The 25,586-nt window shown below is 32.0% G+C and carries 31 protein-coding genes; 11 read left to right on the top strand and 20 right to left on the bottom strand.

The features are described from left to right. Nucleotides 1-49: 49 nt before the first annotated feature. The 3 genes from B3C18_RS20060 to B3C18_RS20070 all read right to left on the bottom strand — a co-directional run bounded on the left by B3C18_RS20060 (nucleotide 50) and on the right by B3C18_RS20070 (nucleotide 2,644). The gene (locus B3C18_RS20060) at nucleotides 50-919 is read right to left on the bottom strand and encodes a nucleoside phosphorylase (RefSeq protein ID WP_291150850.1); all 870 of its coding nucleotides are present in this window, start codon (nucleotides 917-919) and stop codon (nucleotides 50-52) included. 330 nt (nucleotides 920-1,249) lie between these two features. Beyond that, the gene (locus tag B3C18_RS20065; protein WP_291150852.1) at nucleotides 1,250-1,582 is read right to left on the bottom strand and encodes a translation initiation factor; all 333 of its coding nucleotides are present in this window, start codon (nucleotides 1,580-1,582) and stop codon (nucleotides 1,250-1,252) included. A gap of 111 nt (nucleotides 1,583-1,693) precedes the next feature. Then, complete coding sequence (locus B3C18_RS20070) at nucleotides 1,694-2,644, bottom strand: isopenicillin N synthase family dioxygenase (RefSeq protein ID WP_291150854.1); 951 nt, start codon at nucleotides 2,642-2,644, stop codon at nucleotides 1,694-1,696. 371 nt (nucleotides 2,645-3,015) lie between these two features. On the opposite strand from B3C18_RS20070, the gene B3C18_RS20075 reads away from it, so the two are divergent. Further along, nucleotides 3,016-4,992: an alpha-ketoacid dehydrogenase subunit alpha/beta gene (locus B3C18_RS20075; RefSeq protein WP_291150857.1), complete on the top strand. Its 1,977-nt coding sequence runs from the start codon at nucleotides 3,016-3,018 to the stop codon at nucleotides 4,990-4,992. A gap of 164 nt (nucleotides 4,993-5,156) precedes the next feature. Here B3C18_RS20075 and B3C18_RS20080 read toward each other — a convergent pair whose 3' ends face one another. The 4 genes from B3C18_RS20080 to B3C18_RS20095 all read right to left on the bottom strand — a co-directional run bounded on the left by B3C18_RS20080 (nucleotide 5,157) and on the right by B3C18_RS20095 (nucleotide 7,853). Next, nucleotides 5,157-6,128 carry a quinone oxidoreductase family protein gene (locus tag B3C18_RS20080; RefSeq protein ID WP_291150860.1) on the bottom strand — a complete coding sequence of 324 codons (972 nt, stop codon included), beginning with the start codon at nucleotides 6,126-6,128 and terminating at the stop codon, nucleotides 5,157-5,159. A gap of 184 nt (nucleotides 6,129-6,312) precedes the next feature. After that, the gene (locus B3C18_RS20085; protein WP_256634926.1) at nucleotides 6,313-6,888 is read right to left on the bottom strand and encodes a Crp/Fnr family transcriptional regulator; all 576 of its coding nucleotides are present in this window, start codon (nucleotides 6,886-6,888) and stop codon (nucleotides 6,313-6,315) included. Nucleotides 6,889-6,891: 3 nt separating this feature from the next. Next, a complete protein-coding gene (locus B3C18_RS20090) occupies nucleotides 6,892-7,440 on the bottom strand; it encodes a hypothetical protein (RefSeq protein WP_291150865.1) in 549 nt (182 codons plus the stop codon). Nucleotides 7,441-7,445: 5 nt separating this feature from the next. Then, a complete protein-coding gene (locus B3C18_RS20095) occupies nucleotides 7,446-7,853 on the bottom strand; it encodes a glyoxalase (RefSeq protein WP_291150868.1) in 408 nt (135 codons plus the stop codon). 87 nt (nucleotides 7,854-7,940) lie between these two features. Here B3C18_RS20095 and B3C18_RS20100 point away from each other — a divergent pair, with 87 nt between their 5' ends. Then, nucleotides 7,941-8,117 carry a hypothetical protein gene (locus B3C18_RS20100; RefSeq protein ID WP_291150871.1) on the top strand — a complete coding sequence of 59 codons (177 nt, stop codon included), beginning with the start codon at nucleotides 7,941-7,943 and terminating at the stop codon, nucleotides 8,115-8,117. A 139-nt stretch (nucleotides 8,118-8,256) separates the two neighbouring features. Beyond that, on the top strand, nucleotides 8,257-8,685 hold the full coding sequence (locus B3C18_RS20105) for a hypothetical protein (protein WP_291150874.1): 429 nt from the start codon (nucleotides 8,257-8,259) through the stop codon (nucleotides 8,683-8,685). Nucleotides 8,686-8,883: 198 nt separating this feature from the next. Here the strand turns inward: B3C18_RS20105 and B3C18_RS20110 are convergent, their stop codons facing one another. Together B3C18_RS20110 and B3C18_RS20115 are read right to left on the bottom strand one after the other, a co-directional pair. Then, nucleotides 8,884-10,143 (bottom strand): mechanosensitive ion channel family protein, encoded by a 1,260-nt coding sequence (locus B3C18_RS20110; RefSeq protein WP_291150877.1) that lies wholly within the window; start codon nucleotides 10,141-10,143, stop codon nucleotides 8,884-8,886. Continuing rightward, the gene (locus B3C18_RS20115; RefSeq protein ID WP_053473186.1) at nucleotides 10,136-10,429 is read right to left on the bottom strand and encodes a DUF3817 domain-containing protein; all 294 of its coding nucleotides are present in this window, start codon (nucleotides 10,427-10,429) and stop codon (nucleotides 10,136-10,138) included. The genes B3C18_RS20110 and B3C18_RS20115 overlap by 8 nt, the downstream gene beginning before the upstream one ends. A 103-nt stretch (nucleotides 10,430-10,532) precedes the next feature. Between B3C18_RS20115 and B3C18_RS20120 the strand changes: the two genes are divergently transcribed. The 5 genes from B3C18_RS20120 to B3C18_RS20140 all read left to right on the top strand — a co-directional run bounded on the left by B3C18_RS20120 (nucleotide 10,533) and on the right by B3C18_RS20140 (nucleotide 16,223). After that, nucleotides 10,533-11,066, top strand: coding sequence for a DUF6155 family protein (locus tag B3C18_RS20120; RefSeq protein WP_291150879.1), 534 nt, complete (start codon nucleotides 10,533-10,535; stop codon nucleotides 11,064-11,066). Between the two features lie 108 nt (nucleotides 11,067-11,174). After that, complete coding sequence (locus tag B3C18_RS20125; protein WP_291150882.1) at nucleotides 11,175-12,713, top strand: DEAD/DEAH box helicase; 1,539 nt, start codon at nucleotides 11,175-11,177, stop codon at nucleotides 12,711-12,713. A gap of 178 nt (nucleotides 12,714-12,891) precedes the next feature. Next, nucleotides 12,892-14,226, top strand: a complete 1,335-nt coding sequence (locus B3C18_RS20130) for a DEAD/DEAH box helicase (RefSeq protein ID WP_291150885.1) — start codon at nucleotides 12,892-12,894, stop codon at nucleotides 14,224-14,226. Between the two features lie 79 nt (nucleotides 14,227-14,305). Next, nucleotides 14,306-14,830 (top strand): GNAT family N-acetyltransferase, encoded by a 525-nt coding sequence (locus tag B3C18_RS20135; protein ID WP_291150888.1) that lies wholly within the window; start codon nucleotides 14,306-14,308, stop codon nucleotides 14,828-14,830. A 124-nt stretch (nucleotides 14,831-14,954) separates the two neighbouring features. Then, the gene (locus B3C18_RS20140; RefSeq protein ID WP_291150891.1) at nucleotides 14,955-16,223 is read left to right on the top strand and encodes an NAD(P)/FAD-dependent oxidoreductase; all 1,269 of its coding nucleotides are present in this window, start codon (nucleotides 14,955-14,957) and stop codon (nucleotides 16,221-16,223) included. Nucleotides 16,224-16,533: 310 nt separating this feature from the next. On the opposite strand, the gene B3C18_RS20145 is transcribed toward B3C18_RS20140, so the two are convergent. After that, on the bottom strand, nucleotides 16,534-17,763 hold the full coding sequence (locus B3C18_RS20145) for a multidrug effflux MFS transporter (RefSeq protein WP_291150894.1): 1,230 nt from the start codon (nucleotides 17,761-17,763) through the stop codon (nucleotides 16,534-16,536). 140 nt (nucleotides 17,764-17,903) lie between these two features. On the opposite strand from B3C18_RS20145, the gene B3C18_RS20150 reads away from it, so the two are divergent. Both B3C18_RS20150 and B3C18_RS20155 read left to right on the top strand, forming a co-directional pair. Beyond that, nucleotides 17,904-18,323, top strand: a complete 420-nt coding sequence (locus B3C18_RS20150; protein WP_291150897.1) for a hypothetical protein — start codon at nucleotides 17,904-17,906, stop codon at nucleotides 18,321-18,323. Between the two features lie 89 nt (nucleotides 18,324-18,412). After that, nucleotides 18,413-18,796 carry a hypothetical protein gene (locus B3C18_RS20155; RefSeq protein ID WP_291150900.1) on the top strand — a complete coding sequence of 128 codons (384 nt, stop codon included), beginning with the start codon at nucleotides 18,413-18,415 and terminating at the stop codon, nucleotides 18,794-18,796. Nucleotides 18,797-18,816: 20 nt separating this feature from the next. Here B3C18_RS20155 and B3C18_RS20160 read toward each other — a convergent pair whose 3' ends face one another. The 3 genes from B3C18_RS20160 to B3C18_RS20170 all read right to left on the bottom strand — a co-directional run bounded on the left by B3C18_RS20160 (nucleotide 18,817) and on the right by B3C18_RS20170 (nucleotide 20,749). Further along, on the bottom strand, nucleotides 18,817-19,239 hold the full coding sequence (locus B3C18_RS20160; RefSeq protein ID WP_291150904.1) for a helix-turn-helix transcriptional regulator: 423 nt from the start codon (nucleotides 19,237-19,239) through the stop codon (nucleotides 18,817-18,819). 626 nt (nucleotides 19,240-19,865) lie between these two features. Beyond that, a complete protein-coding gene (locus B3C18_RS20165; protein ID WP_291150907.1) occupies nucleotides 19,866-20,309 on the bottom strand; it encodes a hypothetical protein in 444 nt (147 codons plus the stop codon). A gap of 56 nt (nucleotides 20,310-20,365) precedes the next feature. Further along, a complete protein-coding gene (locus B3C18_RS20170; RefSeq protein ID WP_291150910.1) occupies nucleotides 20,366-20,749 on the bottom strand; it encodes a hypothetical protein in 384 nt (127 codons plus the stop codon). Nucleotides 20,750-20,864: 115 nt separating this feature from the next. Between B3C18_RS20170 and B3C18_RS20175 the strand changes: the two genes are divergently transcribed. Beyond that, nucleotides 20,865-21,047 carry a hypothetical protein gene (locus B3C18_RS20175; protein WP_291150913.1) on the top strand — a complete coding sequence of 61 codons (183 nt, stop codon included), beginning with the start codon at nucleotides 20,865-20,867 and terminating at the stop codon, nucleotides 21,045-21,047. Between the two features lie 242 nt (nucleotides 21,048-21,289). Here the strand turns inward: B3C18_RS20175 and B3C18_RS20180 are convergent, their stop codons facing one another. The 7 genes from B3C18_RS20180 to B3C18_RS20210 form a co-directional block, all read right to left on the bottom strand. After that, nucleotides 21,290-22,111 carry a hypothetical protein gene (locus B3C18_RS20180; protein WP_291150916.1) on the bottom strand — a complete coding sequence of 274 codons (822 nt, stop codon included), beginning with the start codon at nucleotides 22,109-22,111 and terminating at the stop codon, nucleotides 21,290-21,292. A 3-nt stretch (nucleotides 22,112-22,114) separates the two neighbouring features. Further along, nucleotides 22,115-22,636: a hypothetical protein gene (locus tag B3C18_RS20185; protein ID WP_291150919.1), complete on the bottom strand. Its 522-nt coding sequence runs from the start codon at nucleotides 22,634-22,636 to the stop codon at nucleotides 22,115-22,117. 157 nt (nucleotides 22,637-22,793) lie between these two features. After that, complete coding sequence (locus B3C18_RS20190; RefSeq protein WP_291150922.1) at nucleotides 22,794-23,339, bottom strand: hypothetical protein; 546 nt, start codon at nucleotides 23,337-23,339, stop codon at nucleotides 22,794-22,796. After that, nucleotides 23,332-23,508: a hypothetical protein gene (locus B3C18_RS20195; RefSeq protein WP_291150925.1), complete on the bottom strand. Its 177-nt coding sequence runs from the start codon at nucleotides 23,506-23,508 to the stop codon at nucleotides 23,332-23,334. Before B3C18_RS20195 ends, B3C18_RS20190 begins: the two co-directional genes overlap by 8 nt. A 29-nt stretch (nucleotides 23,509-23,537) precedes the next feature. Beyond that, nucleotides 23,538-23,939: a hypothetical protein gene (locus tag B3C18_RS20200; protein ID WP_291150928.1), complete on the bottom strand. Its 402-nt coding sequence runs from the start codon at nucleotides 23,937-23,939 to the stop codon at nucleotides 23,538-23,540. 114 nt (nucleotides 23,940-24,053) lie between these two features. Then, nucleotides 24,054-24,560, bottom strand: coding sequence for a hypothetical protein (locus tag B3C18_RS20205; protein WP_291150932.1), 507 nt, complete (start codon nucleotides 24,558-24,560; stop codon nucleotides 24,054-24,056). A gap of 3 nt (nucleotides 24,561-24,563) precedes the next feature. Further along, nucleotides 24,564-25,283 (bottom strand): hypothetical protein, encoded by a 720-nt coding sequence (locus B3C18_RS20210; protein WP_291150933.1) that lies wholly within the window; start codon nucleotides 25,281-25,283, stop codon nucleotides 24,564-24,566. Nucleotides 25,284-25,586 lie beyond the last annotated feature (303 nt).

Genomic DNA, 25,586 nt, shown 5'->3' on the forward strand with positions numbered 1-25,586 from the left:
AATACTTCTAAAATTAATTATCAAATTTTCTAATTAATAAATTATCTCATTAATTACCAGCCAGTTTATTCAATGTATAAGTAATCAATTCATCAACAGCTTTATAAGGATCTTCACTAAAAGTTCCCGAAGCACGATTGGCAATAATTGCATTTAAAGATAAGGCATTATGTCCTAAAAGTGAAGAAAGCCCATAAATTGCTGCAGTTTCCATTTCAAGATTAGTAATACGATTATCATTAAAATCAAAATTATCCATTTTATTGTTTAATTCTTCATCCTGAATATTCAATCTCAAAACACGACCTTGCGGCCCGTAAAATCCTCCGGCTGTAGCTGTTATTCCCTTGAAAATTTTATCAGACTCGATAATTTTTTCCAGTTTCTCTGAGCACGGAATCACGTAAGGTCTTCCTTTTCTAATATCCCAGTTGGTGTGAAGAATAAAAGCATCTTCAAGAGCTGTATTCGAAACTTCGTCAATTAAATAGGAGCGAAGCATATTATCAAGACCCAATCCGAATTTTGACATTACAAAACTGTCTACAGGAATATCTGCCTGCAGCGATCCAGAAGTTCCAATTCGGATAATATTTAAAGAAGTTAATTTTTCTTTTGGCTGACGTGTTTTTAAATCGATGTTTACTAAAGCATCTAATTCATTTAAAACAATATCAATATTATCAGGTCCAATTCCGGTTGACATTACAGAGATTCTTTTTCCTTTGTAAATTCCCGTTTGGGTTTTAAATTCTCTTTTTTGTGTCGAATATTCAATCGAATCAAAAAACTGAGTAATTTTTTCAACTCTATTCTGGTCTCCAACAAAAATAATATCGTTGGCAATATGTTCAGGACGAAGGTTTAAGTGGTATACACTTCCGTCTGGATTAAGTATTAATTCTGATGATTTTATCATTTCTTTTTAGTTACTAAGGTTCTGAGATGCTAAGATTCTAAGTTTTTTTAAAGGCACAAAGTTGCAAAGAGGTAAAGGTTCAAAGGTTTTTCTGTAGAGGCGCACAGCTGTGCAACTATAAAATTCCAAAATTTAAATTCCAAATTCCAATTACTCAAATTTACACAAAGCTTTGCGATCTTTGAATTTTTATAAAAAACCTTAAAATAAATATTCTTAGCAAACTTTGCGTTAATTTTTTTTGAGGTGTTAAGGTTTTGTTTCACGTTTCACGTTTCATGTTTCAAGTTCGCATAACCTGAAACTTTAAACCTGAAACTTGAAACTATTTTACCCGCCAACTCTTTTAGTTTTAAATCCTTTTTCTTTTAAAATTACCATAATTTTGTCGCGATAATCGCCTTGAATGATGATCGAATCATCTTTAAAAGTACCGCCAACGCTCAATTTTGTTTTGATTTCTTTGGCTAATACTTTAAAATCTTCATCGCTTCCTTCATAACCTTCAATTATAGTCGTTGGTTTTCCTTTGCGTTTTTCAAATTTACAGATCATTGGTTCTTTTTGTACATACAAAACATGATCTTGCTCCTGAATTTCTTCAGGTTCATTTGATTCTTCGTGATCTGGAAATAAGTTTTTTAACTGATCTTTTAAGTCCATATTTTTTTATTCTAAAAATAAATTTCAACCATAAAGGTATTTAAAAATTAAATTCCAAACTCCAAGAAAAGCTTGGAATTTGGAATTTTAATATTAGAATTTATTTAATTTTTATTTCTTGATTAAACCTAATTCTACCAAACGTTCGTGTAAAAACTCGCCCGCTGAAATATCCTCATATTTCTTAGGATGTTCTGCATCAATACATTTATCTAAACAATCCAAACGCATATCGCTTACCGGATGCATAAAAAACGGAACTGAATATCGAGAAGTTCCCCATAATTCTCTAGGCGGATTTACAACCTGGTGAATTGTAGATTTAAGTTTATTATTAGTATGTCTTGACAACATATCGCCCACATTAATCACTAATTCGTCGTCTGCTGCAATAGCGTCAATCCATTCGCCATCGTGGTTTTGAACCTGAAGTCCTTTACCTTGCGCTCCCATTAATAAAGTGATTAAATTAATATCACCGTGAGCCGCTGCACGAATTGCATTTTCTGGTTCAGAAGTAATTGGAGGATAATGAATTGGTCTTAAAATAGAGTTTCCTTCTTTTGCATATTCATCAAAATAAAACTCATCAAGTCCAAGGTGTAAAGCCAAAGCTCTTAAAACATAAATTCCTGTTTTCTCCAGCATTTGGTAAGCATCTTTACCAACCTCATTAAAGCGAGGTAATTCTTTAACTTCAACATTTTCAGGATATTCTGAAGCCCATTTAGAATCTTGGTCAACATACTGACCAAAATGCCAGAATTCCTTCAAATCTCCCTCTTTGCGTCCTTTAGCATGCTCTTTTCCAAAAGATACATAACCTCTTTGACCGCCAATTCCGGGAATTTCATAATTATGCTTAGTTTCTACTGGCAAGGCGAAAAATTTTCTAATTTCACCATAAAGTTCGTCTACCAATTTGTCATCTAAGAAATGACCTTTTAAGGCAACGAAGCCAATGTTTTCAAATGCACTGCCGATTTCATTTACAAATTTTTGTTTACGTTTCGGGTCGTCCGAAAGGAAATCACGTAAGTCTACACTAGGAATGTTTTGCATACTTTACATTTTTATTTAAGAAAAAAAGGCGCATTAAGCCTTTCAATAACAAAGGTAGATAATATTTTATATTTGAATTTTATAAATTACCATAAAATTTAGTTTTCTATCCAATTTTTAATACAAATTCTGAATATTAATTTTGAAAACTCAAAAATAAATGCATTTATTTTTTGTAGCTAAAATATTATAAAAAATAGTAGTCTGACAAAAAAATCACATTATATTTGTGTTCGCTTTTTTTAAACCGAAAACTGCGAATTATTTTCTATTTTTATGCAATTAATAAATACGCGTTTTTAAATTATTTAACAATTATCGATAAAATTGTTATATTTTTTTATATTTGAAAAACTAAACTTACTACAAAAATGATCTTTTACAGAGAAAACCTGACTGACGAAAAATTACTAGATTTATATAAAAAAATCCTGAAACCGCGCTTGATCGAAGAGAAAATGCTTATTTTAATTCGACAAGGAAAAGTTTCAAAATGGTTTTCAGGAATTGGACAGGAAGCCATTGCAGTAGGAGTTACATCTGTTTTAGACGAATCTGAATACGTATTACCAATGCACCGAAATCTTGGTGTGTTTACTACCAGAAACATTCCTTTGCACCGACTTTTTTCGCAATGGCAGGGAAAAGCAAACGGTTTTACAAAAGGCCGTGACAGAAGTTTTCACTTTGGAACTCAGGAATACAATATTATAGGAATGATTTCGCATTTGGGTCCGCAATTAGGTATTGCTGACGGAATTGCGCTTGCCAATAAACTTCAGGACAATAAAAAAATTACAGCTGTTTTTACCGGAGAAGGCGCAACCAGCGAAGGTGATTTTCACGAAGCATTGAATATTGCAGCGGTTTGGCAGCTTCCGGTTATGTTTGTTATTGAAAACAATGGCTACGGACTTTCTACACCAACAAACGAACAATATTTATGCGAAAATCTTGCCGACAAAGGAATTGGTTACGGAATCGAAAGCTGGATTATTGACGGAAATAATATTGTTGAAGTGTACAACAAACTATCGAAGTTAAAAAAAGAAATGATCGAGAACCCGCATCCGGTTTTATTAGAATTTAAAACATTCAGGATGCGCGGACATGAAGAGGCGAGTGGTACAAAATACGTTCCGCAGGAATTAATGGACGAATGGGAAGCTAAAGATCCGGTTACCAATTATAGAAAATATCTAACAGAAATAGGAATCCTTACTGAAGAACTGGACGAAAAATTGCGTGCTGAAATTAAGCTGGAAATTGACGAAAACTGGGCAATGGCAAACGCCGAACCTGAAATAGAACCAACTTACAGCGGAGAATTAGATGATGTTTACAAAGACTTTGAATATGAAGAATATACTCATGGCGAAGAAGTAAAAAATATTCGTTTTATAGATGCTATCCGAAATAGTTTAGAGCAGTCTATGTGGCGTAATAAAAACTTAGTCATAATGGGTCAGGACATTGCTGAATATGGTGGTGCTTTTAAAATTACAGAAGGATTTGTTGATGCTTTTGGAAAAGATCGAGTACGCAATACACCAATTTGCGAAAGTGCCGTAGTTTCGGCCGCAATGGGATTATCCATCAATAATTATAAAGCGATTGTCGAAATGCAGTTTGCTGATTTTGTTTCGACAGGTTTTAATCCAATTGTCAATTTATTAGCAAAATCACATTATCGCTGGGGCGAAAAAGCCGATGTTGTAGTTAGAATGCCTTGCGGCGGAGGAACACAAGCCGGCCCATTTCACTCACAGACCAACGAAGCTTGGTTTACTAAAACTCCAGGTTTAAAAGTCGTTTATCCGGCGTTTCCTTATGATGCAAAAGGTTTATTGAATACTGCCATTAACGATCCAAATCCCGTTTTGTTTTTTGAACACAAACAATTATACAGAAGTGTTTATCAAGACGTTCCAACAGATTATTACACGATTCCGTTTGGAAAAGCAGCTTTATTAAAAGAAGGAACTGCCGTAACTATTATAGCTTTTGGAGCTCCGGTTCACTGGGCTTTAGAAACTTTAGCCAATAATCCTGAAATTCAAGCTGATTTAATCGATTTAAGAACTTTACAGCCGCTTGATACTGAAACTATTTTTGCTTCGGTTAAAAAGACAGGAAAAGCTATTATTTATCAGGAAGACACTATGTTTGGCGGAATTGCAAGCGATCTTTCGGCTTTAATTATGGAAGAATGTTTTGAATATTTAGACGGTCCTGTAAAAAGAGTCGCAAGTTTAGATTCTCCAATTCCGTTTACAAAAGCGCTTGAAGATCAGTTTTTAGCTAAGAATAGATTTGAGGAGGTTCTGAAGGAATTGTTAGCGTATTAAAACATTAATAAATAAATTTTAAACACATAGAAACATAGTTTTCGAAACCGATAAAGGCGTTTCACTTAGTTTAAACAAACATAGCTATGTGTGAGAAACTAGTTTCTTTTTATATTCTTTATTCAAGAAATAAAATCTATGTTTCTATGTGTTTAAAAAACTATTTAGACCAAAACCACCAATCTTTTGCCGTCAGGAACTTCTGCGTTCCACATTTTCTCGATATCGACTAAATTCACTTTCTCGATATTTACTTTTAGTTTGTTTTGAGAAGCCAAAAGAAAAATTTCAGGAAGAATTTCTAAAAACAACAATTTCACTTCGTCTTTTGTCCAGCTTCCTAAACCTGAACCAGACAACTGCAAATCAACGCTTCGCAAAATTTGAGCTGATAATTGAATCGTATCGCCAGACATTGAACCCACAGAAACATATCTCGTTTTAGGAGTAAAATTTCCGTTTCCTTTTAAAACAGAAAGAATCAATTCTGCCGAATGTCCCCACAAATAATCCAAAACAATATCAATTGGTGTAGTTTGATGAATTTCTTTAAGCTTCGACACAAAACTTTTATCATTCTGTTTTAAAGAAACAATTTCGTCAGCGCCCAATTCTAAAAGACTTTGAAGCGTTTTATCATTTCTTCCTGTAACAATTATTTTCTTTGCTCCATAATGTTTCGCAATCTGAATCGCCATTTGACCTGTAAAACCGGTTGCTCCATTAATTAAAACTGTTTCTCCCTGTTTTATTCCGGCTCTAAATCGAAGCGCCATTGCCGAACCTGCAACTGCATTTGGCATTGCTGCGGCCGTTGCATCATCAATTCCGTCTGGTAATGCAACCATTCTGTTTTTATCGACTAAAGCTTTTTCTGCTATTGTTCCGGAAATTCCGCGGGCATAAACTCTGGTTCCGTTTTCGAGTAAACCAATGGCATCACTGCCAATTACAAATCCGTTTTGATTTTCATTTTCCGAAGAATAATGTTCTCCGCTTGCAATTCCTTTATCCAGATTGGTAATCGCCACGGCTTTAACCGAAATTAAAACTTCATTTTCATTTACTGCGATTGGCGCTTGGAATTCTGCATATTTTGGCAATTCGCCTTTTTTATAAACTACTGCTGCTTTCATAATTTTATAAATATTAAATTTTATGAAGCAAAATTATAGAGCCGTTTATGGGCAAACGATAACATTTGTTATCAAATGAAATAAGAAACAATTATCAAGTTTTTTTTTAAAACCATATAAGTTATATAAGTTAATTTAAGCCAAGCTTATAATTTCTTATATAACTTATATGGTGAAATTTTAATTATTTTTTGTGAACCAGCTTACTTTTAATTCGGCTTAAATGAACCGTGCTTACGCCAAGATAAGAAGCAATGTAATGTTGCGGAACACGCTGCACAATTTGAGGTTTTTCTTCAATTAAACTGAGGTAACGCTGAGTAGGGGAGTCTTTTATGAAAGAAAAAAAGTGCTTCATATAATCAAATGTTCTTTGAAAAAGCATATTGATTAACCGATCCCGAAGTTCTGGAATTTCTTTAATTTCTTCCAAAATTGTATCGACATCATTTTTAGAAATCCACCATAAAACAGAAGGTTCGATTGTTTCCACTACAACCGGACTCGGAAATTTTTTAATGAAACTTTCGATAGAAGCAACGCTTTGATTTTCGAAAAAAAACTGCGAAGTCAAATCTTTTCCGTTATTATTAAACCAAACCCTGATACAGCCTTTTTCGATTATAAAAAGCTTTTTAGAAACTTCGCCTTCTTCAATCAAAACTGTTTTTGCAGGAACTTCAATACGATTGAAATAACTGGTGTATTCGTTCCATTTTTCATCGGTTAAAGGAAATTTATTTCGGAATTGGTCGAACATTTCTTATGTAATTTTAAGTTCTTTTGCTAAAGTGAGATTTGTTGTCACAAGCAAGTTATCACTCATACCATAAACCTTATTCTGCTCTGAATCTTTGAACTCGGAAGCACTCAAAATTATCGTTTTTCCATTTTCTATCTGAAGTAAAAAAGTCTGTGGATATATGGAAGAAGCTTCTTCCCAGTTTATTTTAAAATCAATAATTTTTTGACCAATTAAGTTAATCCACTTTTCATCATTAGAAACATTCCATTTTTGCTCGTGATCATTTGGAGTTTTCTCTAAATCAATCTCTTTTGACAAAAGTCCGTAACTAAAAAATGTATTATCCCAAAAAACATAAATTATTTTGTTAGTCATTTGAAAATAGATAGAATGATCTAAAGTATCTATTTCTGGATATTTAGTAAAATAGGAAGGTTCCGGAATAAGATTCTCGTTATCCTCAAAAACATATTGAATTTCTCCATAAATAACTCCTCGAATTATCTCTCCAACAAACATTTTACGACAATTATTTTCGTAATCAATATGCTCATCTGTTAATATCATGGAAATTATTTAGAATCTGATTCAACCTCAAACAACTGCACCTGACTTTTCAATCTCTCAATTAATAAATTCATCATTCGTTTGTTCAAACTAGATGAATTTTGAATATAAGTTTCATATTCTTCAATAGTAAAAAGTGCCATTACAATTCCTTTTAGGGAATTACGGAACTTAATATCTTTTTGAATGGAATTTTCTATAGTCTGCAGTTTCTTCTCAACAGAGTACGAATAAAAATCAGCTTTGTTTTTATTGACATAATTAATAAAAACCGCAATAAACAAATCGTTCTGAAGTTTTAAAATAGGCCTAATCGTCTGATTTTGAAAGATCTCATCTGGAGAAGATTGAGCACTTACAGTTCCTAAAGTTTCGCCTCTTAATTCTCTTAAAAAAGTGTCTCTATCCGCCATGTTTTTTCTTTAAATTTAGAAAAAATCTTTTAATAAATTATATTTAATACATTTATTAAATATTAATTTCACTTAAAAATCAGCATCATGAAAAACAAGTCAATTATACTGACCGTAATTCTTCTAATCATTGCATCAGGAAATTATTTTAGAAGTAATTCTTTATCAAATATTCGTAATGTGGATTTCCTTTCTATTTTTGCCATTGGAGCATTATTTGGTGTTCTGGTAGTTCAAATTTTTCAATTGATTAAAAAGAATTAGCTGTTTAAAAAGTTAACCATATAAGTTATATAAGAAAATTTAAGTTTTATTCTTAACGAACTGAAATATTTATATGGTCAAGATTAAGCCTATAATTTAAATGAACTTATATAACTTATAGGATTCAAAAAACACACTCATGAATATAAAATCTTTGGTTTTTCTTCTGCTAATATTGGTTACCATAGTTTCCTGCAATTCAAAAGAAGATAAAAATGGTTATCAGGAAGTTTTGTATCGCGCTGTAAACAATAAAGACACCGCCATTTTAGCACTTAATATAAGTGACAAACGCTTTTTCGGTCGTTATGAAATATCTTATTATAAAATAGGAAAGGATTCCGGCGATGTAAGAGGGGATATAAACGGAAATACTTTAAGAGGTGATTTTCATTATATATCAAACGGCGGAACCTGGAAAAGAGTGCCTTTGGCTTTACTTAAAAAAGAAAATAAACTGATTCTGGGAAATGGAGTAGTAGGAACTTACATGAATCTTCCGTGCTTTATTAATGGAACTTTGAATTATAAAGATCCTAAGTTTGTTTTTGAAGAGATTGGGAAATAGTTTCAGGTTTCAGGTTCAGGCCGTTTGTCATTTCGAGGAACGAGAAATCGCACTAGAAACTCCACATAGTTTGTCGTCAATCTTTGTCGATATGCGCGTGCGATTTCTCCTTTCAGTCGAAATGACAAAGCTTTGCGCTAAAACTAAAGACAAAGTTTAAAACTTGAAACCTGAAACAAAGAAAACCTGAAACAAAACTTATCGATCTAAAACCCCAATCTGCGACGGCAATTCAAATATTTCAAGATCGAAATAAATAACCGACGCCATAATGTGATCGAAAATATCAGCCATTATATATTCATAATTTGCCCAACGTTTATCGCTTGAGAAAACATAAATTTCTAAAGGAACTCCGTGTGCAGTCGACTGCAGCTGGCGGCACATAATATGCATGTTTTTATTTAATCCTGGATGATCTAATAAATACTGCATAATGTATTTTCTAAACAAACCTAAATTGGTCATATTACGACCGTTAAGAGACAATGATTTATCGATTCCTCGAAGATCATTGTACTTTTCAATTTCAGCTTGTCTGGTTTCAATGTAGGAAGTAATAAGCTGAATTCCTTTCATATGATTAAGATCATCATTATTCAGAAAACGAATACTGCTGCTTTTAATCAAAATATGTCTTTTAATACGTCTTCCTTCAGAATTCTGCATACCGCGCCAGTTCTGAAAAGAATCAGAACTTAAAGCATACGTTGGAATCGTGGTAATGGTATTGTCAAAATTTCGAACTTTTACAGTCGTTAAATTGATTTCGATAACGTCACCATCGGCACCAAATTTATCCATTGTAATCCAGTCGCCAATACGAACCATATCGTTTATGGCAACCTGAACACTTGAAACAAATCCTAAAATAGTATCCCTGAAAATCAAGATAATAATAGCCGAAAGCGTTCCTAAGATAGTCAATAATTCGCCTTTTTTGATTCCGAATAAAGTTGAAATAATCATCGCAACTCCAAAAATCCAAAGCACAATCATAATAACCTGAACGAAACTGTCGATAGGTTTGTCGCTGTATTCCGGTTTTTGCTTTAAATAATCACGAAGTGCATTAAAAATCGTTCTGATAATCCATAAACTGATCAAAACGATATAAATACCAACGATTTTTCCAAAAAGTGATTCCCAATATTCGTATTTGTCCAGAATAATAGGAACAGCTTTATAAATAAAGAAAAACGGAATTAAATACGCGGTGTATTTTGTGGTTTTATTGTGAATTAAATAATCGTCAAACTTTGTTTTGGTACGCTGGGCAAAAATGGCCGTAAGCGTTACCAAAACAAATTTTGCGACATAATAAATGGCAAAAGCCAAAACCACCATAATGGCAATATTAAAAATCAGACTGATATAAGACGCAAAGTTGCGGCTCATTCCCCAATGCCTGAAAAGAGGGTATAAAAAATTGAATATTTTATCCAAAAGTTTAAGCATTTGCTTTAGTTTCTAAATATTTTTTCTCGATGTAGAAAGTTCCAAACGGGATAAGAGAAGCGATTAGTATAATTGCAAATGTTTTTAAATCCCAGTTTTGAGATTTTTTCAATAAAAAAGCCAAAACGATATAACCTATAAACAACACACCGTGTGTCATTCCTAAAGGTCTTAATAAAGTATGGTAAAGTTCTGGATTGTTAGTTTTAATAATAAGCATATTGGCAAATAAAACTAAATATGAAATTCCTTCTAAAATAGCGGTAACTTTAAAAATCTTAAGCATGTAGATATATTTTGAGATTATAGCAGCAAAATTAAGTATTAGGATTGGTTTTTAAGTTATGTGTCAGGAAAGTAATTTACTTTTGTAATCTTAAACTTTGATAATGAGCAAACGCGATTTAAAAAAATATTTAACCGAACTAAGCAAAGAACAACTCGAAGAACAGCTTATTGAGCTGTATGAAAAATTTGCTCCCGTAAAAGTGTATTACGATTTTGTTTTTAACCCAAAAGAAGATAAACTTTTGCAGGAATCTAAGGTTAAAATTTCTCACGAATATTTTCCCATAAAAAAGCCCAATGCAAAATGGCGTCCGAAGGCAAAAATGCGTCGCTCTGTGGCTCAAAAAATCATCAAACATTTCATAATGCTGGGAGTTGATCCATTTATTATTGCCGATTTGATGTTTTATAATATCGAAATTGCGCAAACTTATTCTGCAAACAACTACATTAAGCAGGAATTATTTTACAAAAGTATTTTTAATTCGTTTGAACAAGCAGTAAATTTTGTCATTTCTAACGGAATCCTGATTGAATTTAAAGCAAGAATTGAAATGATTCATCAAGAGATTTTGCAGCAAAAATGGAAAAATAAGTATGATTTTGAAGCAATTCTGGATAAAATCGACTTTTAAAAACACTTCCTATAAAAAATCTTATTTAAAAAAATCATTTATTTTAGGTTAAAATAAGATGAATAACTGTTTTTTAGATGTATTTTTGCAAAAATCCAAAAATAAACAATGTCTCAAAACACTTTAGAAATAGAAAGAGAAGAGAAAAAAGAACTTTATGCATACCAAAAAGGCGATATTGACGCCATTTTTGACCGCTTAGACAATGCTCCTCAAAAACATCATTTATTGTATCAATTGCCAACAGGAGGCGGGAAAACAGTAATTTTCTCTGAAATTGTACGTCGTTATTTAACTAATAATGATAAAAAAGTGGTTGTTTTAACACACAGAATTGAGCTTTGTAAACAAACTTCAAAGATGTTGAAGGGCTTTGGCGTAAGCAATAAAATAATCAATAGTAAGGTAAAAGAATTACCGGACCAAAATGATTATTCTTGTTTCGTGGCGATGGTTGAGACTTTAAAAAACCGTATCAACGACGAAAAACTGCACCTTGACAATATTGGTTTGGTAATTATTGACGAGGCGCATTACAATTCATTTAGAAAACTATTAAACTCATTTAAAAATGCTTTTATTCTTGGAGTAACAGCAACACCTTTGAGTTCAAACATAAAATTACCAATGCACCAAAGCTACGACGAACTTATCGTTGGAGACACAATTGGTTCATTGATCGACAAAGGATTTTTGGCGAGAGCAACAACATACAGTTATGATGTTGGTTTGACTTCATTAAAAGTAGGTATCAACGGAGATTATACCGTAAAATCATCTGATGATTTGTATACCAACTCCTTAATGCAGGAAAAATTGCTTCATGCGTATACAGAACGTTCTTTGGGCAAGAAAACTTTAATTTTCAATAACGGTATTCATACATCATTATATGTATATGATACTTTTAGAGAAGCGGGTTACGATATTCGTCACCTTGATAACACAAGCAGTTCTGAAGAGCGTAAAGATATTTTGGCTTGGTTCAAGAAAACTCCGGATGCGATTTTGACTTCTGTGGGGATTTTAACAACTGGTTTTGATGAGCCAACTGTTGAGACTATTATCTTAAACAGAGCAACAAAATCTTTGACATTATATTTCCAGATGATTGGTCGTGGATCTCGTAAATTACCTGGTAAAGACGAGTTTACAGTTATTGATTTAGGAAACAATGCCGCTCGTTTCGGATTATGGAGCGAACCGGTAAACTGGCAGCATATTTTTAAATCTCCAGAATTTTATCTAGAGAATTTAAGAGATGATACTGAAATCGAAATGTTCTTTAAATATAGCATGCCGCCAGAATTGAGAGCAAAATTCAGCAAAACTGCAGATGTTACTTTTGATGTTGAAGAAGAACACAAACTGGCTATTAAACAAAATTTACGTTCGAAAATTGTTTTAGATAAATCGCTTGAGCAGCATGCTGCAATGTGCGTTGACAATACAGAAACGCTTCAGGAAGCAAAAGCTTTATCAAGAGAATTAGAAGACGATATCGAATGCCGAATTAAACGTTACGCTAAATGTTTAAGTCAGTGTAGTAAAAACTACCGTGAATGGCTTCTGGATGATTACAAGCAAAGATTGACTTTATTAGTAGGTAAAAAATACCGCGAAAAAATCATGAACGAACCGGATTGATAATTAAGAATTAAAAAAGTTTCAGGTTTCATGTTTCAAGTTGTTATCCTGAACTAAATAAAAATGTATGATCTTTGTCAAAGTTTCTAACTTTGACAAAGATTTTTAGTTTCAGCTTGTATAATAAGCAATCTGCAGCAAATCTAAAATCAGAACTCTAAAATCTAAAATTAAAAATATGTCTAAACAATTCTCAACATTAGGACTTTCAGCGCCAATTTTAAAAGCTTTAGGCGAATTAAACATTGTTGAACCTACTGAAATTCAACAAAAAACAATTCCGCTTTTATTGTCTGAAAACCACGATGTTGTTGGTTTAGCCAAAACCGGAACAGGAAAAACAGCAGCTTTTGGACTTCCTTTATTACAATTAATTGATACGGAATCTCCTGTAGTTCAGGCTGTAATTTTAGTTCCAACGAGAGAATTAGGACATCAAATCTTTAGAAATTTAGAAGATTTTTCAAAATATATTCCAAATATTTCAATTGCGGCAACTTGCGGTGGAATTCCAATAAAACCTCAAATTGAACGCCTTACATCGCCAACACATATTATTGTAGCAACGCCTGGACGTTTAATCGATTTGATTCAGCGAAAAGCAGTTGATTTAAAACAAACCCAATATTTAGTTTTAGATGAAGCCGATGAAATGGTTTCGATCTTAAAAGAAAGCCTGGACGAAATTCTGGCTGAAATCCCTAAAAAACACCGCACTTTATTATTCTCGGCAACTTTACCGGGAACAATTAAACAATTGGTTCAGAATTACTTAAATAAAAATGTAGTTCAAGTAAGTGCCAATATGGAAACTGTTGGTAACCAAGGAATTGATCACGAATATATTGTAGTTGATCCAATTGAAAAATTAGATATTTTAATGCATTTTCTAAATTCAAAAGATGGAGAACGCGGTATTATTTTCTGTAAAACAAAAGCTGCCGTTAATAAATTAGCCAAAAATCTGGCGATAAACCGTTTTTCTTCGGGAGCAATTCACGGAAGTTTATCACAGGGAATTCGTGACAGAATCATGGAACAATTCCGCGAAGGACATATCAATATTTTGGTTGCCACCGATTTAGCAGCGAGAGGAATTGACGTAAAAGAAATTTCTTATGTGGTAAATTACCATTTACCGGACGCTTACGAAACTTATGTTCACCGAAGCGGAAGAACTGCCAGAGCAGGAGCAAAGGGACTTTCTTTAACTGTTTTACAAGAAGAGGAAGTAGCAGAAATTGCTGATTTTGAAAGAGAACTGGGTCTTAAATTTACTAAATTCCAAAAACCTTCAGCCTTGAGTATTGAAGAAAATAATACACTTTTATGGGCAAAACAAATCTTCAAAACGAAACCTAATCACGATATTTCGACTGATTTAAAAACGAAAGTAAAAACGGTTTTTCATCATCTTACAAAAGAAGAATTGATTGAGAAATTGTTAGCCAATTATGTATTACAAAACAAAATTGAAGTAACAGAAAAGCCTGTTAAAAAATTCAAAAAGTAAGACTTCAAGCTTCTGAATCTGCTGATTTATGTTGTATTTTTATAAGGAATTTAAACCCTGAAATACAGCATAAATTAGAATGGAAGATATTTATATAACCGAGATTACACTTGACGATATTGACCAATTACAAAAAATTGGCCGACAAACTTTTTATGAGACTTTTTCAGAATATAATTCTGAAGAAAACATGCTCACTTATCTAGATGAAAAGTTTTCTAAAGAAAAATTGACGGAAGAACTAACGAATAAAAACTCTCAATTTTATTTCGCCGTTCTTGGTAATAACACAATTGGTTATTTAAAAATAAACTTCGGAGAATCACAGACTGAACTGCAGGACGAAAAATCTGTTGAAATTGAACGTATTTACGTTTCAAAAGAATTTCACGGAAAAAAAGTCGGACAATTGCTTTATGAAAAAGCGATTCAAATAGCCAAAGAAAAGAATACTGACTATGTTTGGTTAGGAGTCTGGGAAGAAAATCATCGCGCTTTAAGTTTTTATAAAAAAAATGGTTTTGTCGAATTTGACAAACACATTTTTAGACTTGGAAATGATGAACAGACTGATATAATGATGAAACTTAAATTGACTGAATAATTCTCAAAAAAGGAAAACAAAACTCCAATTTGAGTTTCTTATTTGGAATTAAAATGTTAAATTTATGGAACTGCTAAGGCAGAAAAAGTTTTACTTATAAATCCTACATTATAAAACAACACATATGAATATAGTCATTATAGGAGGTGGTTTTGCAGGAATAAATCTCGCAAAAGAACTTGTAAATCATCCTCAAATTCAAGTAACCCTTGTAGATAAAAACAATTATAATTTTTTCCCTCCACTTATATATCAGGTTGCAACCGCTTTTTTAGAACCTTCAAGTATTAGTTATCCTTTTAGAAAATTTTTCGCAGGTAAAAAGAACCTTCAGTTTCGTTTAGGTGAATTACTTTCTGTAGTTCCTGCCGAAAATAAAATCATTTTGAGCAACGGCGAATTATCATACGATTATTTAGTTTTTGCAACAGGTGCCGAAACGAGTTATTTTGGAATGGAAAACGTAATGAAAAACGCAATCCCGATGAAAACCTTAAATGATGCCATCGAAATGCGAAATGCATTGCTTAAAAACCTTGAAAAAGCAGCTATTACCAAAGATATTCGTAAACGTCGTAAATTATTAACGATCGTTGTTGCCGGAGGCGGACCAACTGGGGTTGAAGTTTCTGGAATGTTTGCCGAAATGAGAAAAAATATTCTACTGAAAGAATATCCGGAATTAGAAACGTCTGCCAGTAATGTTTATTTAGTTGATGGAGGAGATGCATTATTGTCACCAATGAGTGAAGCTTCTCAAAAAGATACTCTCGAAGCACTTACTAAACTTGGTGTTGTTGTCAAACTGCACACTCGTGTTGTTGACTATGTTGATGATACGGTACATTTTGAAAATGGAGAAACAATCAAAACCAAAAACCTGATTTGGGCAGCTGGAGTTTCTGCCAAACTTTTTGACGGAATTCCGAAAGAAAGTTACGGCCGCGGCCGACGTATGGCTACAGATCAATATAGTAAGGTAAACGGTTTAGACAATATTTATGCTATTGGTGATACTGCAATTTCTGCCGGAGATAAAAATTTCCCAGACGGACATCCGCAAGTGGCTCAGGTTGCGATTCAGCAAGGATTGAATTTGGCTAAAAACTTTAAGGCAATGACTCAAAATAAACCTTTGAAACCATTTGCTTATAATGATAAAGGTTCAATGGCGATTATTGGAAAAAACAAAGCCGTGGTTGATTTACCAAGTCCGAAATGGCATTTTAAAGGATTTTTTGCATGGATTATCTGGTTGTTTATTCACTTAATTTCTTTAATCACATACAGAAACAGATTAAATACTTTCTGGAATTGGATGGTTGCGTATTTCGCAAGAGATCAATCTCTTAGAATGATTATTCGACCTGATAAGAAACAGCAATTGGAATAAAGTTTTAAATTCCAAATTCCAATCCCGAGGCTTCGGGAGGAGTTTGGATTTTTTTTGAGTTAAACCCGACAGGTTTTAAAAACCTGTCGGGTTTACTGTAGAAGTTCTCAAAGTATTTGTCATTTCGACCGAAGGGAGAAATCGCACTAGAATGTCGACAAAGATTGGCGATTTAGATTGTAAAGTTTCGTGTGCGATTTCTCCCTTCGGTCGAAATGACAAACATAAAAAAGCCAGAATCAAAGATTCTGGCTTTTTTATTTACAAATACAATTGGAATTTGGAATTTAAAAAAATTGGAATTTAACTATTAATGTCCCACAACTACATCATCACTTTCAGCAATCTCAACTTTATTTTTGATAAAACGTTTTCCGATATTTAAAACTACAAAAGCAATAATTGTAGTAACTGTCATAATAAGAACCATTGGCGCTACAGAATCCTTAACAAAAATTCCAACCGCAAATGAAGCTAAAGCTCCTAATCCTAATTGAATAGCGCCCATTAAAGCCGAAGCACTTCCGGCATTTTTAGCAAATGGAGCCATTGTAAGTCCTGCAGTATTTGGATTTGAAATTCCTAAACAGCCCAGGAATAAAAATAACATTACAATTGTCGAATACAAACTTAATAGATTGTTTACCGAAAGTATCAGAAATACAATTGTAATTAAAGATTGCAAAATTAAAGCAGCAAAAATCATTTGTTCGCTGGAAAATCTCTTCAATAAAACCGAATTCAACTGACTCGAACCAATAAAACTAACCGACATAAAAGCAAAAATCCATCCGTATGTTTTAGCATCGACGTGGTAAATATCCATAAAAATGATAGGCGAGGCCGCTACATAAGTAAATAATCCCGAAAAAGCGATTGCTCCCGTAAATGCATACGTATAAAACTGAGGTTCTTTAAGAACTTTTAAAAAGTTTGAAATTATGGGTTTTGGCTTTAAAGAAATAGAATGATCTGGTTTATAACTATTTGGCAAACCAACTTGAGAAGCAATTAAAATGGCAATTCCCATACAAAATAGTATAAGAAATACGATATGCCATCCAAAATCTTGCGTTACATAACCACCAATTGTTGGCGCCAGCATCGGCGAAAGCCCTAAAACAAGCATTAATAAAGAGAATACTTTAGGAATATCTTTTACAGGAAATAAATCACGAACCATTGCAACCGAAGCTACAGTTGCAGCACAACTTCCGATAGCCTGAATAAAACGTAAGAAGATAAACGAATCAATATCAGCGACGTATACACAGCCTAAAGAAGCTAAAATATACACCATTAACCCAATAAATAAAGGTTTTTTACGTCCGAAACGGTCTAATAAAGGTCCATAAAGTAATTGTCCGGCAGAAATTCCGATAAAATAACTGGATAAACTCATCGAAACTTTTGCCACAGATGTATTTAAATCTTTAGCAATATCAGAGAAACCAGGCAGATACATATCAATTGAAAAAGGGCCAAGTGCTGTTAAAGAACCTAAAATAAGTATAAGTTGAATATATTTTTTTGTTGTCATTTTCTTAAAATATTGCTTTTAATTTCGTGCAAAGATAAATATTAAGTATCTTGTTGTAAATAATAATTACTTTAATTCAAAAAGTGTTATTATATAACGTTTCGAAAATGTTTTGAAACATTAACTATAAAATTTTGATTATGAAAAAATTCACTTTACTATTAGCACTTATTTTTACAACAATTTCTTTTGCTCAAACTATTTCATCAAAACAGGAAGATGCAAATGTGGAGCAATATGCATTACTATCAAAAGTAAATCAATATTATCCGGATATTACTTTAAGCAAAACGATTACGAATTTTTATGTTGATGGAAAGATTATCGATTCGCAACAGCAATTTGATTTAAAAGGAACTAAATTTTCTAGTTATAAACTTGGAATTGAACCAGATAACAAAAAATTATTGTTTGAATATGTTTCTGACGAAACTGGAAAAGTTTACGGTGACGTTTCGCTTTTTAACGGAAATGTGTTGAGAACAACGTTTACTGAAAAAACAAATCAAATTGAAGTTTCACTTAACGGAAAATCGGTTTATTTGAAAAAATTAAATTAAATTTTCAAATACGCGAAATATAAAGCATCACAATTCTGTGATGCTTTTTTCGTTTATATTTGAATCATAATTCTGCATATTTTAAATTTATGAAAAAAATTATTTTATTCCTGATTCTTATAAGCTTTCAATCTTATTCGCAAACTAATAAATTTACCGGCACATGGGGTTCGGAAAAATGCAAAGACTGTAAAAAACAATATGTATTTACCATTACAATGGCACAGTCAAATTATATGATTTCTGGAACTGCAGAAGTTACAAGTGATTCTAAAGAATTAAATTCCGGAGTTTTAGATGTTACCGGATATGTTTATCCATTAGGCGACACAGCTCAAATAAAACTGATAAATAAAGATGGATCAAGTTCAAGCGCAGTTTTAGTTGTAGAAGATAATGTAATACAATTTAGAAAACGCGGCGGGAGTGATTTAGTACCAAAAGATCTAATAATAAAGAAATTACACGAATAACGTCGGATTAATCTATTTTTTTATTTTCCCTGAATTAACTTTTCTAACTTATCAATCATTTCTTTTTGCTGTTGCAGCATACGCTCGTAAAGTTCTACCATTTTATCAAGAGGGTTGAATGTGCAATTGAAGTTTGCTTGTGAAGCATCTGTAAAAGTACTCGCAACAGCGCTATCGTGGAAAGTATTTGCTATGATATTAATTGCAGAATCTTCATCAAAATTCTCGATAGCTTCAACAGGGACTTTAAGAATTTTAGCAACTTGGTCTAAAATATCATTTTCAATCAATTCTTTTTGCTCCAAAAGAGAAATTTTCTTTTGATTCCAGTCTTCACCTAATTCATAGGCAAGTGCTTCCTGTTTAATACCTAACATTTCACGGAAACGTTTTATATTTCTACCTTGATGTATTTTTTTGTCTGTCATGTTATGATCTGTCATAAATGTCAAATATAGGATTTTTACTTAAAATAATTAAGACATTATAAGGTTTATTAAAAATTGAAATTATGGCGTATGAAGAAGTTTTAAAAGCGAAACAAGGAATTGAAGGAATTTCTATAATGAAAAATTGAAATTTGATTCAACGGAAAATCCGCTTATTTGAAAAAAATAAAATAATTTTTCAAATATGGAAAATTTGAAGCATCACATATACATGATGTTATTTTATTTGAACAAGTATAAATTCCTTTATTTGAAATTTGAAAATTTTATTTTTCAAATATGAGAAATTTTAACGCAGTAAAATGATACTAATTTGAATCAACATAAATCTGATATTTGAAATAATATAAATCATTTTTTGAAATATGAGATTCTGAAACAAGAGATAAGTCTATGAATAGAAAGAAGATACAAATAATAAAGCCTTGCCAGCCGTCAATTAAATACATATACTTTTGAACTATAATTTATAGTATGAAATGCAGAACGTCCAAGAAGATGTTAACAACTTTATTAACAGCATTTTTAACCCCTATTTTGAAGAAATCTAAAGGTATAAAAAAAAATGGACATAAAAAAACCCCGTTTTATTGGGGTTCATTTATTAGTTTTATTTCAGTTTATTTTATTTCATTCAATAATTTTCCATCAACATAATATTGAATAACCCTCGTTTTATCTTTTAACTTATACATGGTGCGAACAACTGAACCTGCAAAAAGACGAATATCTCCCGATACCATAGTTCCATCTTTTAATTTATAAAAGTAATCTAAAGAAGTATTTGACTTACTAATTGACACCCTGTAAGCATCACAATCTTTTGGAGTTTGATAAAGAAAATCAGTACTCAATATTTCCTGAACCTTTAGATTATTTACAATATTGTTTGTAACCTCCCTACTAACAAGTATATCAGGGTAAAACTGATTCACTTTTTTAATAAAATCGTATTGATCAAAAGAAACAACCTCTGTCTTCTCTAAATATATTTTAACGTCAGTATCTTGACAATAAACAGCAGTAGAAAACATTATAATAAGTAGTAGAGTAATTTTTTTCATGTGGTTTTGTTGTGAGTTTATAATTACTAAATATTTCCAAATATAGTGCCAAATCATTAATTTAAATAAAGTAATTGTGTCTTTAACTTTTGTAATGCTTCATTTTTAGACTCAACATTCTTAATAAGAGTTTCAAACATTTTTTTTGACATATTCTTATTATTTTTGACCAACACATAAACTTTATCTGAATAATTTGCCTGAAAGTCATCTTTAAGTGCATTAAGACATTGTTTATAGGTCATGTTAGTATACAATTTATGATTTGCTCCGTTATTACTTGAAATATATTTTTGTAATAATACTTGAACTTCTAAATGTAATTGCTGAGTAACTTTAAAATATACTAAAAAATTATTTTTATCTTCAGTAGTATCAAAAGTTTTATGATATGTTATCCACGCAATCCATAATCCTATTATAGCAATAACCATTTCCATCTTACTTTTTTTACAAATATATTAAAATACAGCATCGTCAATTGCTATAAAAGAATAAATAATTATACCTTAATTTTTCCTACATTCGTAATAGTAAAAATATAAATAAAAAAAAATGGCAAAATTTATTACATTAAAATTAAACGAACTAACATTCGCTGTTCTAAAAGATGAAGTTCTTTACATCGTTCCAAAAGATAACGAACAATCCTTTAATACATTAAAATTACGATCTGGACATGAGTTATATACTAGTGCGTCAGTTGAAGAAATAGTAAAATTACTGGAAGAATTGTAAAAAATAAGCCTTTGTAAATTAATACAAAGGCTTATCTATTATATAATCATTGCAGTATTGCCGAGAAATATAATTACCCGTTTTGCGATTGTAAATATTAATGTAGTGATAATCAAATCCGACATGCTTACACCAATTGTGCAGGTAAAAGATTGATTTACAAAACTCAATTTTTATAGGTCTAACAGATTTATCTTTATTAAAGATTGTACAACTATAAGGAGTAGGAGTGGTATTAGCCATTAGAAAAACTTATTTCTAAACTCAATTGTTAAATTAAAAGAAGTAAGCTCAATTTTAAAACCACCATCGACAGCTTTTAAAGTCGTAAACACAAAAGGTACGTAAGTTCCGGTAGCAATACTATCATTAGCCATTAAGTAAACTTCATTAGTTCTTACATCTTGATAAATTCTCAATAAATGATAACGTCCACCAGTAAAGGAATATGTTGAAGTCACTTTAACATACATACCATTAACCTGCAATGTATCAGCAGTTAGAACAGTTCTTTGTTCTGCAAAATCTGTAGGCATTGTCGATAGACCGTTTTCATTATCGAAATGATTAGCAGTCCAAACTTCCATATTTGCAGCACTTGAAATTTTCAATACAGTCTGAACAATGTAAGGCTTGGAATTTGTATTTGAAGTTAAATTATAAACATTCCCTCTATACTGAGGACTATCATATACTTTAAAAAATTTCTGAGTTTGTACTGGAAAATTGTTAACATACACTTCCTGTATACCTGTAGCTTGGTTTGCAACTTTTAAATGAACAGTAGTAAATGCTGTGAAAAAATCATTTAAAGGAATAACGTTTAAATCGGTCATAGCTAAATCATTGATAACAGAAGCTACAGCAATATTATCAAGATTAAACAATTCCACACCTTCAACTCTTTTATTATCCAAATACAAAGCAATAAGAAAGAATTGACAATTAATTCCATCAACTACATATACATTTCCAACTTCATCAATATAAGTGGATTCTACAGATTTAGTTTTAACAGTATATGTTTCATCTATATATTGAATGTAATCTTTTTTAGTACTCATAAATTAATTAAATAATGGAACTTTCTTTAAGTCCGAAGTTGATAAATATTTTTTCAGATCAGCCTTTAAATCACGTCTTGTAATGATATAATAACAGCCGATTACTAAAGGAACAGTTGTAACTTGTTTAACTTTTAATAACTCGTTAATTGTCTGTTTTTCATTTTCGAAATTCGACATTGGTTCAGTTATCCAAGTGTACCAAGGAGCGTCTTTTGTCTGCTTATTTGTTCCTAACCAAACCGCCAAAGATTCTGCTATGTCATGAACTTCTTTACGAGGTGTAATTTTGTTCAATTCAATTTCTTTTGTCATTGGATTAGAAACTGCAATTCTTAAATCCTTTTCTGCGTCTTCCAAAGCTTTTTCCTCAGCATCTTGCGTAAATTTAGAATACCATTTTTTTAATAATGGATAACACACAATGATTCCAACACACAAAAGCCAGTATTTTTGCAGAAAATCAAAGAGCCAAACAGTATTGGCTTGGCTCTTTGTTCTATTAACTATCTCTCTTTGAGCCATAATTATTTTTTCTTAAATAATTTATAAGCTAAAAGTGCTGCTAAAGCAACTAATACAACATTCGCAATAGTTTTATTGTTTGCGTAAAAAAGTTTGATTTTATCTAACATCTTGTTTAAATTTTGAATTAATAATTTTTATCGTTTTGGGCGTTTGTTTAGACTGTAACGCTGTAAACAGTATAAAAAAAAAGTAGTACAGGAATAATCAAATAATTGAATTTGAATTTCTTTTTGGCAGTTACAGTAACACCTGAAAGATTGAAATCTCCAATAATGTCGATAGCATCTTGTATGTCTGAATCGTAAATTAGATTATGATCGGGTGCACATTCATGCTTAATAATTGCCCTTGCAATCACTAAATAAAACTTTGCATCTACAATTTTGATTGTTTGATCAGGGTCTAAACCGACAGCTTTTGAGATAACTTCAATGTACTTTTGCGTATCGTTTTCAGATGGCGGTGCATATTCTGTTATAAGCTTTCTTACAGTATTTTTCCCTTTAGCAATATCGTTTGTCAAATCTCGTAACATGGCACGAATACCATATTTTACTTCTGTAAATTGTTCAAAATGCTTGTCAGTATTTTGAGCGTTTGGAATTTTACCCTGCCAAGAAATAGTTGTCAAAACCAAGTTGCCCGGATTATTATTTCGAATACCTCGAGTTAATTCTTTTTTGCCTAAATAATTACTCATTTTCTTGTGTAATTAATGGTTCGGCAGGTGCTTGTGGTTCATCTTTTCCGAAATCAAGTTTGCTTAATTCATCAGATACAACCTGAATACCTTTTAAAATAGCAGTTACTACTGCACCATATTTAACGATAATACCAATTATCGAAACAATTCCTTTCAAATTTTTCATGACTTATTTTGTTTTAATTGTTTTTAATACTAATTCGAACGAATAAATGTGCCTGCATAACCACCGTTTTTCGCACGTGGATTAATTACAAATGCCATACTATCAATTACTACTTTACCGCCGTTTTTCTGCATTGTTCCCCAATGGAATGACCGGACACCAGTTTTAGTGTTTGTAAAAGTGCATGCCACAGAACCGAACCAACCTTTATCTGAAAGATTTGATTTAGTAGTTGTTACACATTTTATTGCAATCAATTCTCCTTTAGACAATCTCCAACCAGTTGTTAAATGTTGTTCAACACCTTTATTTGGTCCCGAAACAGGCATATAAGTAGTAGACTTTGCGCCTGAATGCTTTACCTTTTGTTGATTATTATTGTTATTATAATTCTGATTATTAGAAGTATAATTTTTTTTATTTTGTGCCATTATTTTATAATGTGTTTAATTAATAATATGATTTCAGCCAGTTTTTTAATTATGATTACTGCCGAATCTATCAGAAATACCATAAGATAGATTCGATAGTAATTTCTCGGCTTGCTATCTTTTTCGAGCAACTCTTCTTCCTGAATTATTACGGTCACGTCTTAAAAACCAAATCAATGCAATAAGACCAGCAACAGCACCTAATACAATTTTCCAGTTTCTTTCAAACCAAACTTTTATAGTTGAACTTATGACAGTAGCACCAACCTGACCACTGCCTTTAACAACGCCTGCACTCAAACCATCATTAACACCATTTACAACAGCTTCGCCAAAAATATTAGCACCTGCACCTGCAACAGCTCCGACAGTCTTAGCTGTACTTTGATTTAAAGCCTGAGTTTGTGCATTCCAATAATCAGCTTCTGCCTGCTTTCCTTGTGCTTCTGCTTGTTTTGCCAGTTTTTTAGCTTCAACAGCGTCGGTAACCTTTCCAATTACTTGCTGAGCAATTCCTCCAACGCCTGGAACAAAACCAACAGCAGTAGTCGCAACTTTTACCAAGTTTTTAAACGAGACATTTTTCTTAATTGATTGACCAATTTTTTTAAAGAACCCCATAGCTTACACAGTTTTTAAACATCTTACGACGAAATTAATAATTGAGCCTTGCGACTTATTGATTTCAATACCAACCACAGCCACTAAAGGCAAGGTTAATCTATCCGTCAAACCTTGAAGAACTTTTCCATCTGCCAAAACAGCTTGAACTGGGTCAATATCACGGCTTAAAGTTTGCAATTCAAATGGAAGATATTTTACAACCTGACCATTTGAGTACTGATAAGACAAATCACTTACTGAATCGTCAACAGTCATAACAGCCAAATCAAATCCCTGAACATCTATTTTTTTGTTGAACTCCTCTGATGCAACAGATTTTTGTTCGAAGAAAAATAAATTGTTGGTTTGTTGTGGCTCTTCAATACCGTGTAAATCGTAACGTTTATCTGCAATTAAATCTTCAAGAGTAATTTTAATACTCTCTTTATCTGCAAGATAAATTGAACCTTCGTCTGCCAATTCGCATAATGCAATCAGGGCATTATCAGTATCGGATTGAGTGTTTTCAGTTCCGTAGGTACTTGCTAAAATGAAATCTTTAAGCAACACTTTGTTTGCTAAAATGACATTCGAACCGTTTCCACGCTCAATGTAAATACTAATTTTTTCAGTTGTTAAGGCTGATAAAGCCAAATCACTTGAAAGAATTAAAGCACCGATTGCTTTTGTTACTTGAAGTTCTGGCGATTTTGTAACGCCTGTAATAGTTGCAATTTTCATTTGTTATAAATTTTATTTGTTTAAATTTCTTTCACAAAGGTTATTGCAACTATTATTTGACGTTTTCTAATTCTTTCTATTCCTTTCTAATTTTTTCTATATTTTTCCAGTTTAAGAAAGAATTTTGTACTCAATTAAATCGGAAATCATCAAGTATTTCCTTTTTAGTGCGAGACTATCTAAAATGATTTGATACTCTTTTCTTGCAGTCGGATAGCTGACTTCAAGAATATGCATTAATTGAGTTTTGGTAACTTTTTGGCTTGTATTTTGTGTTTTCATGGCTTATAAAAATAAAAGTTG

Origin of the sequence: Flavobacterium sp. UBA7680, assembly GCF_002482975.1 — a bacterium.
GTDB lineage: Bacteria > Bacteroidota > Bacteroidia > Flavobacteriales > Flavobacteriaceae > Flavobacterium.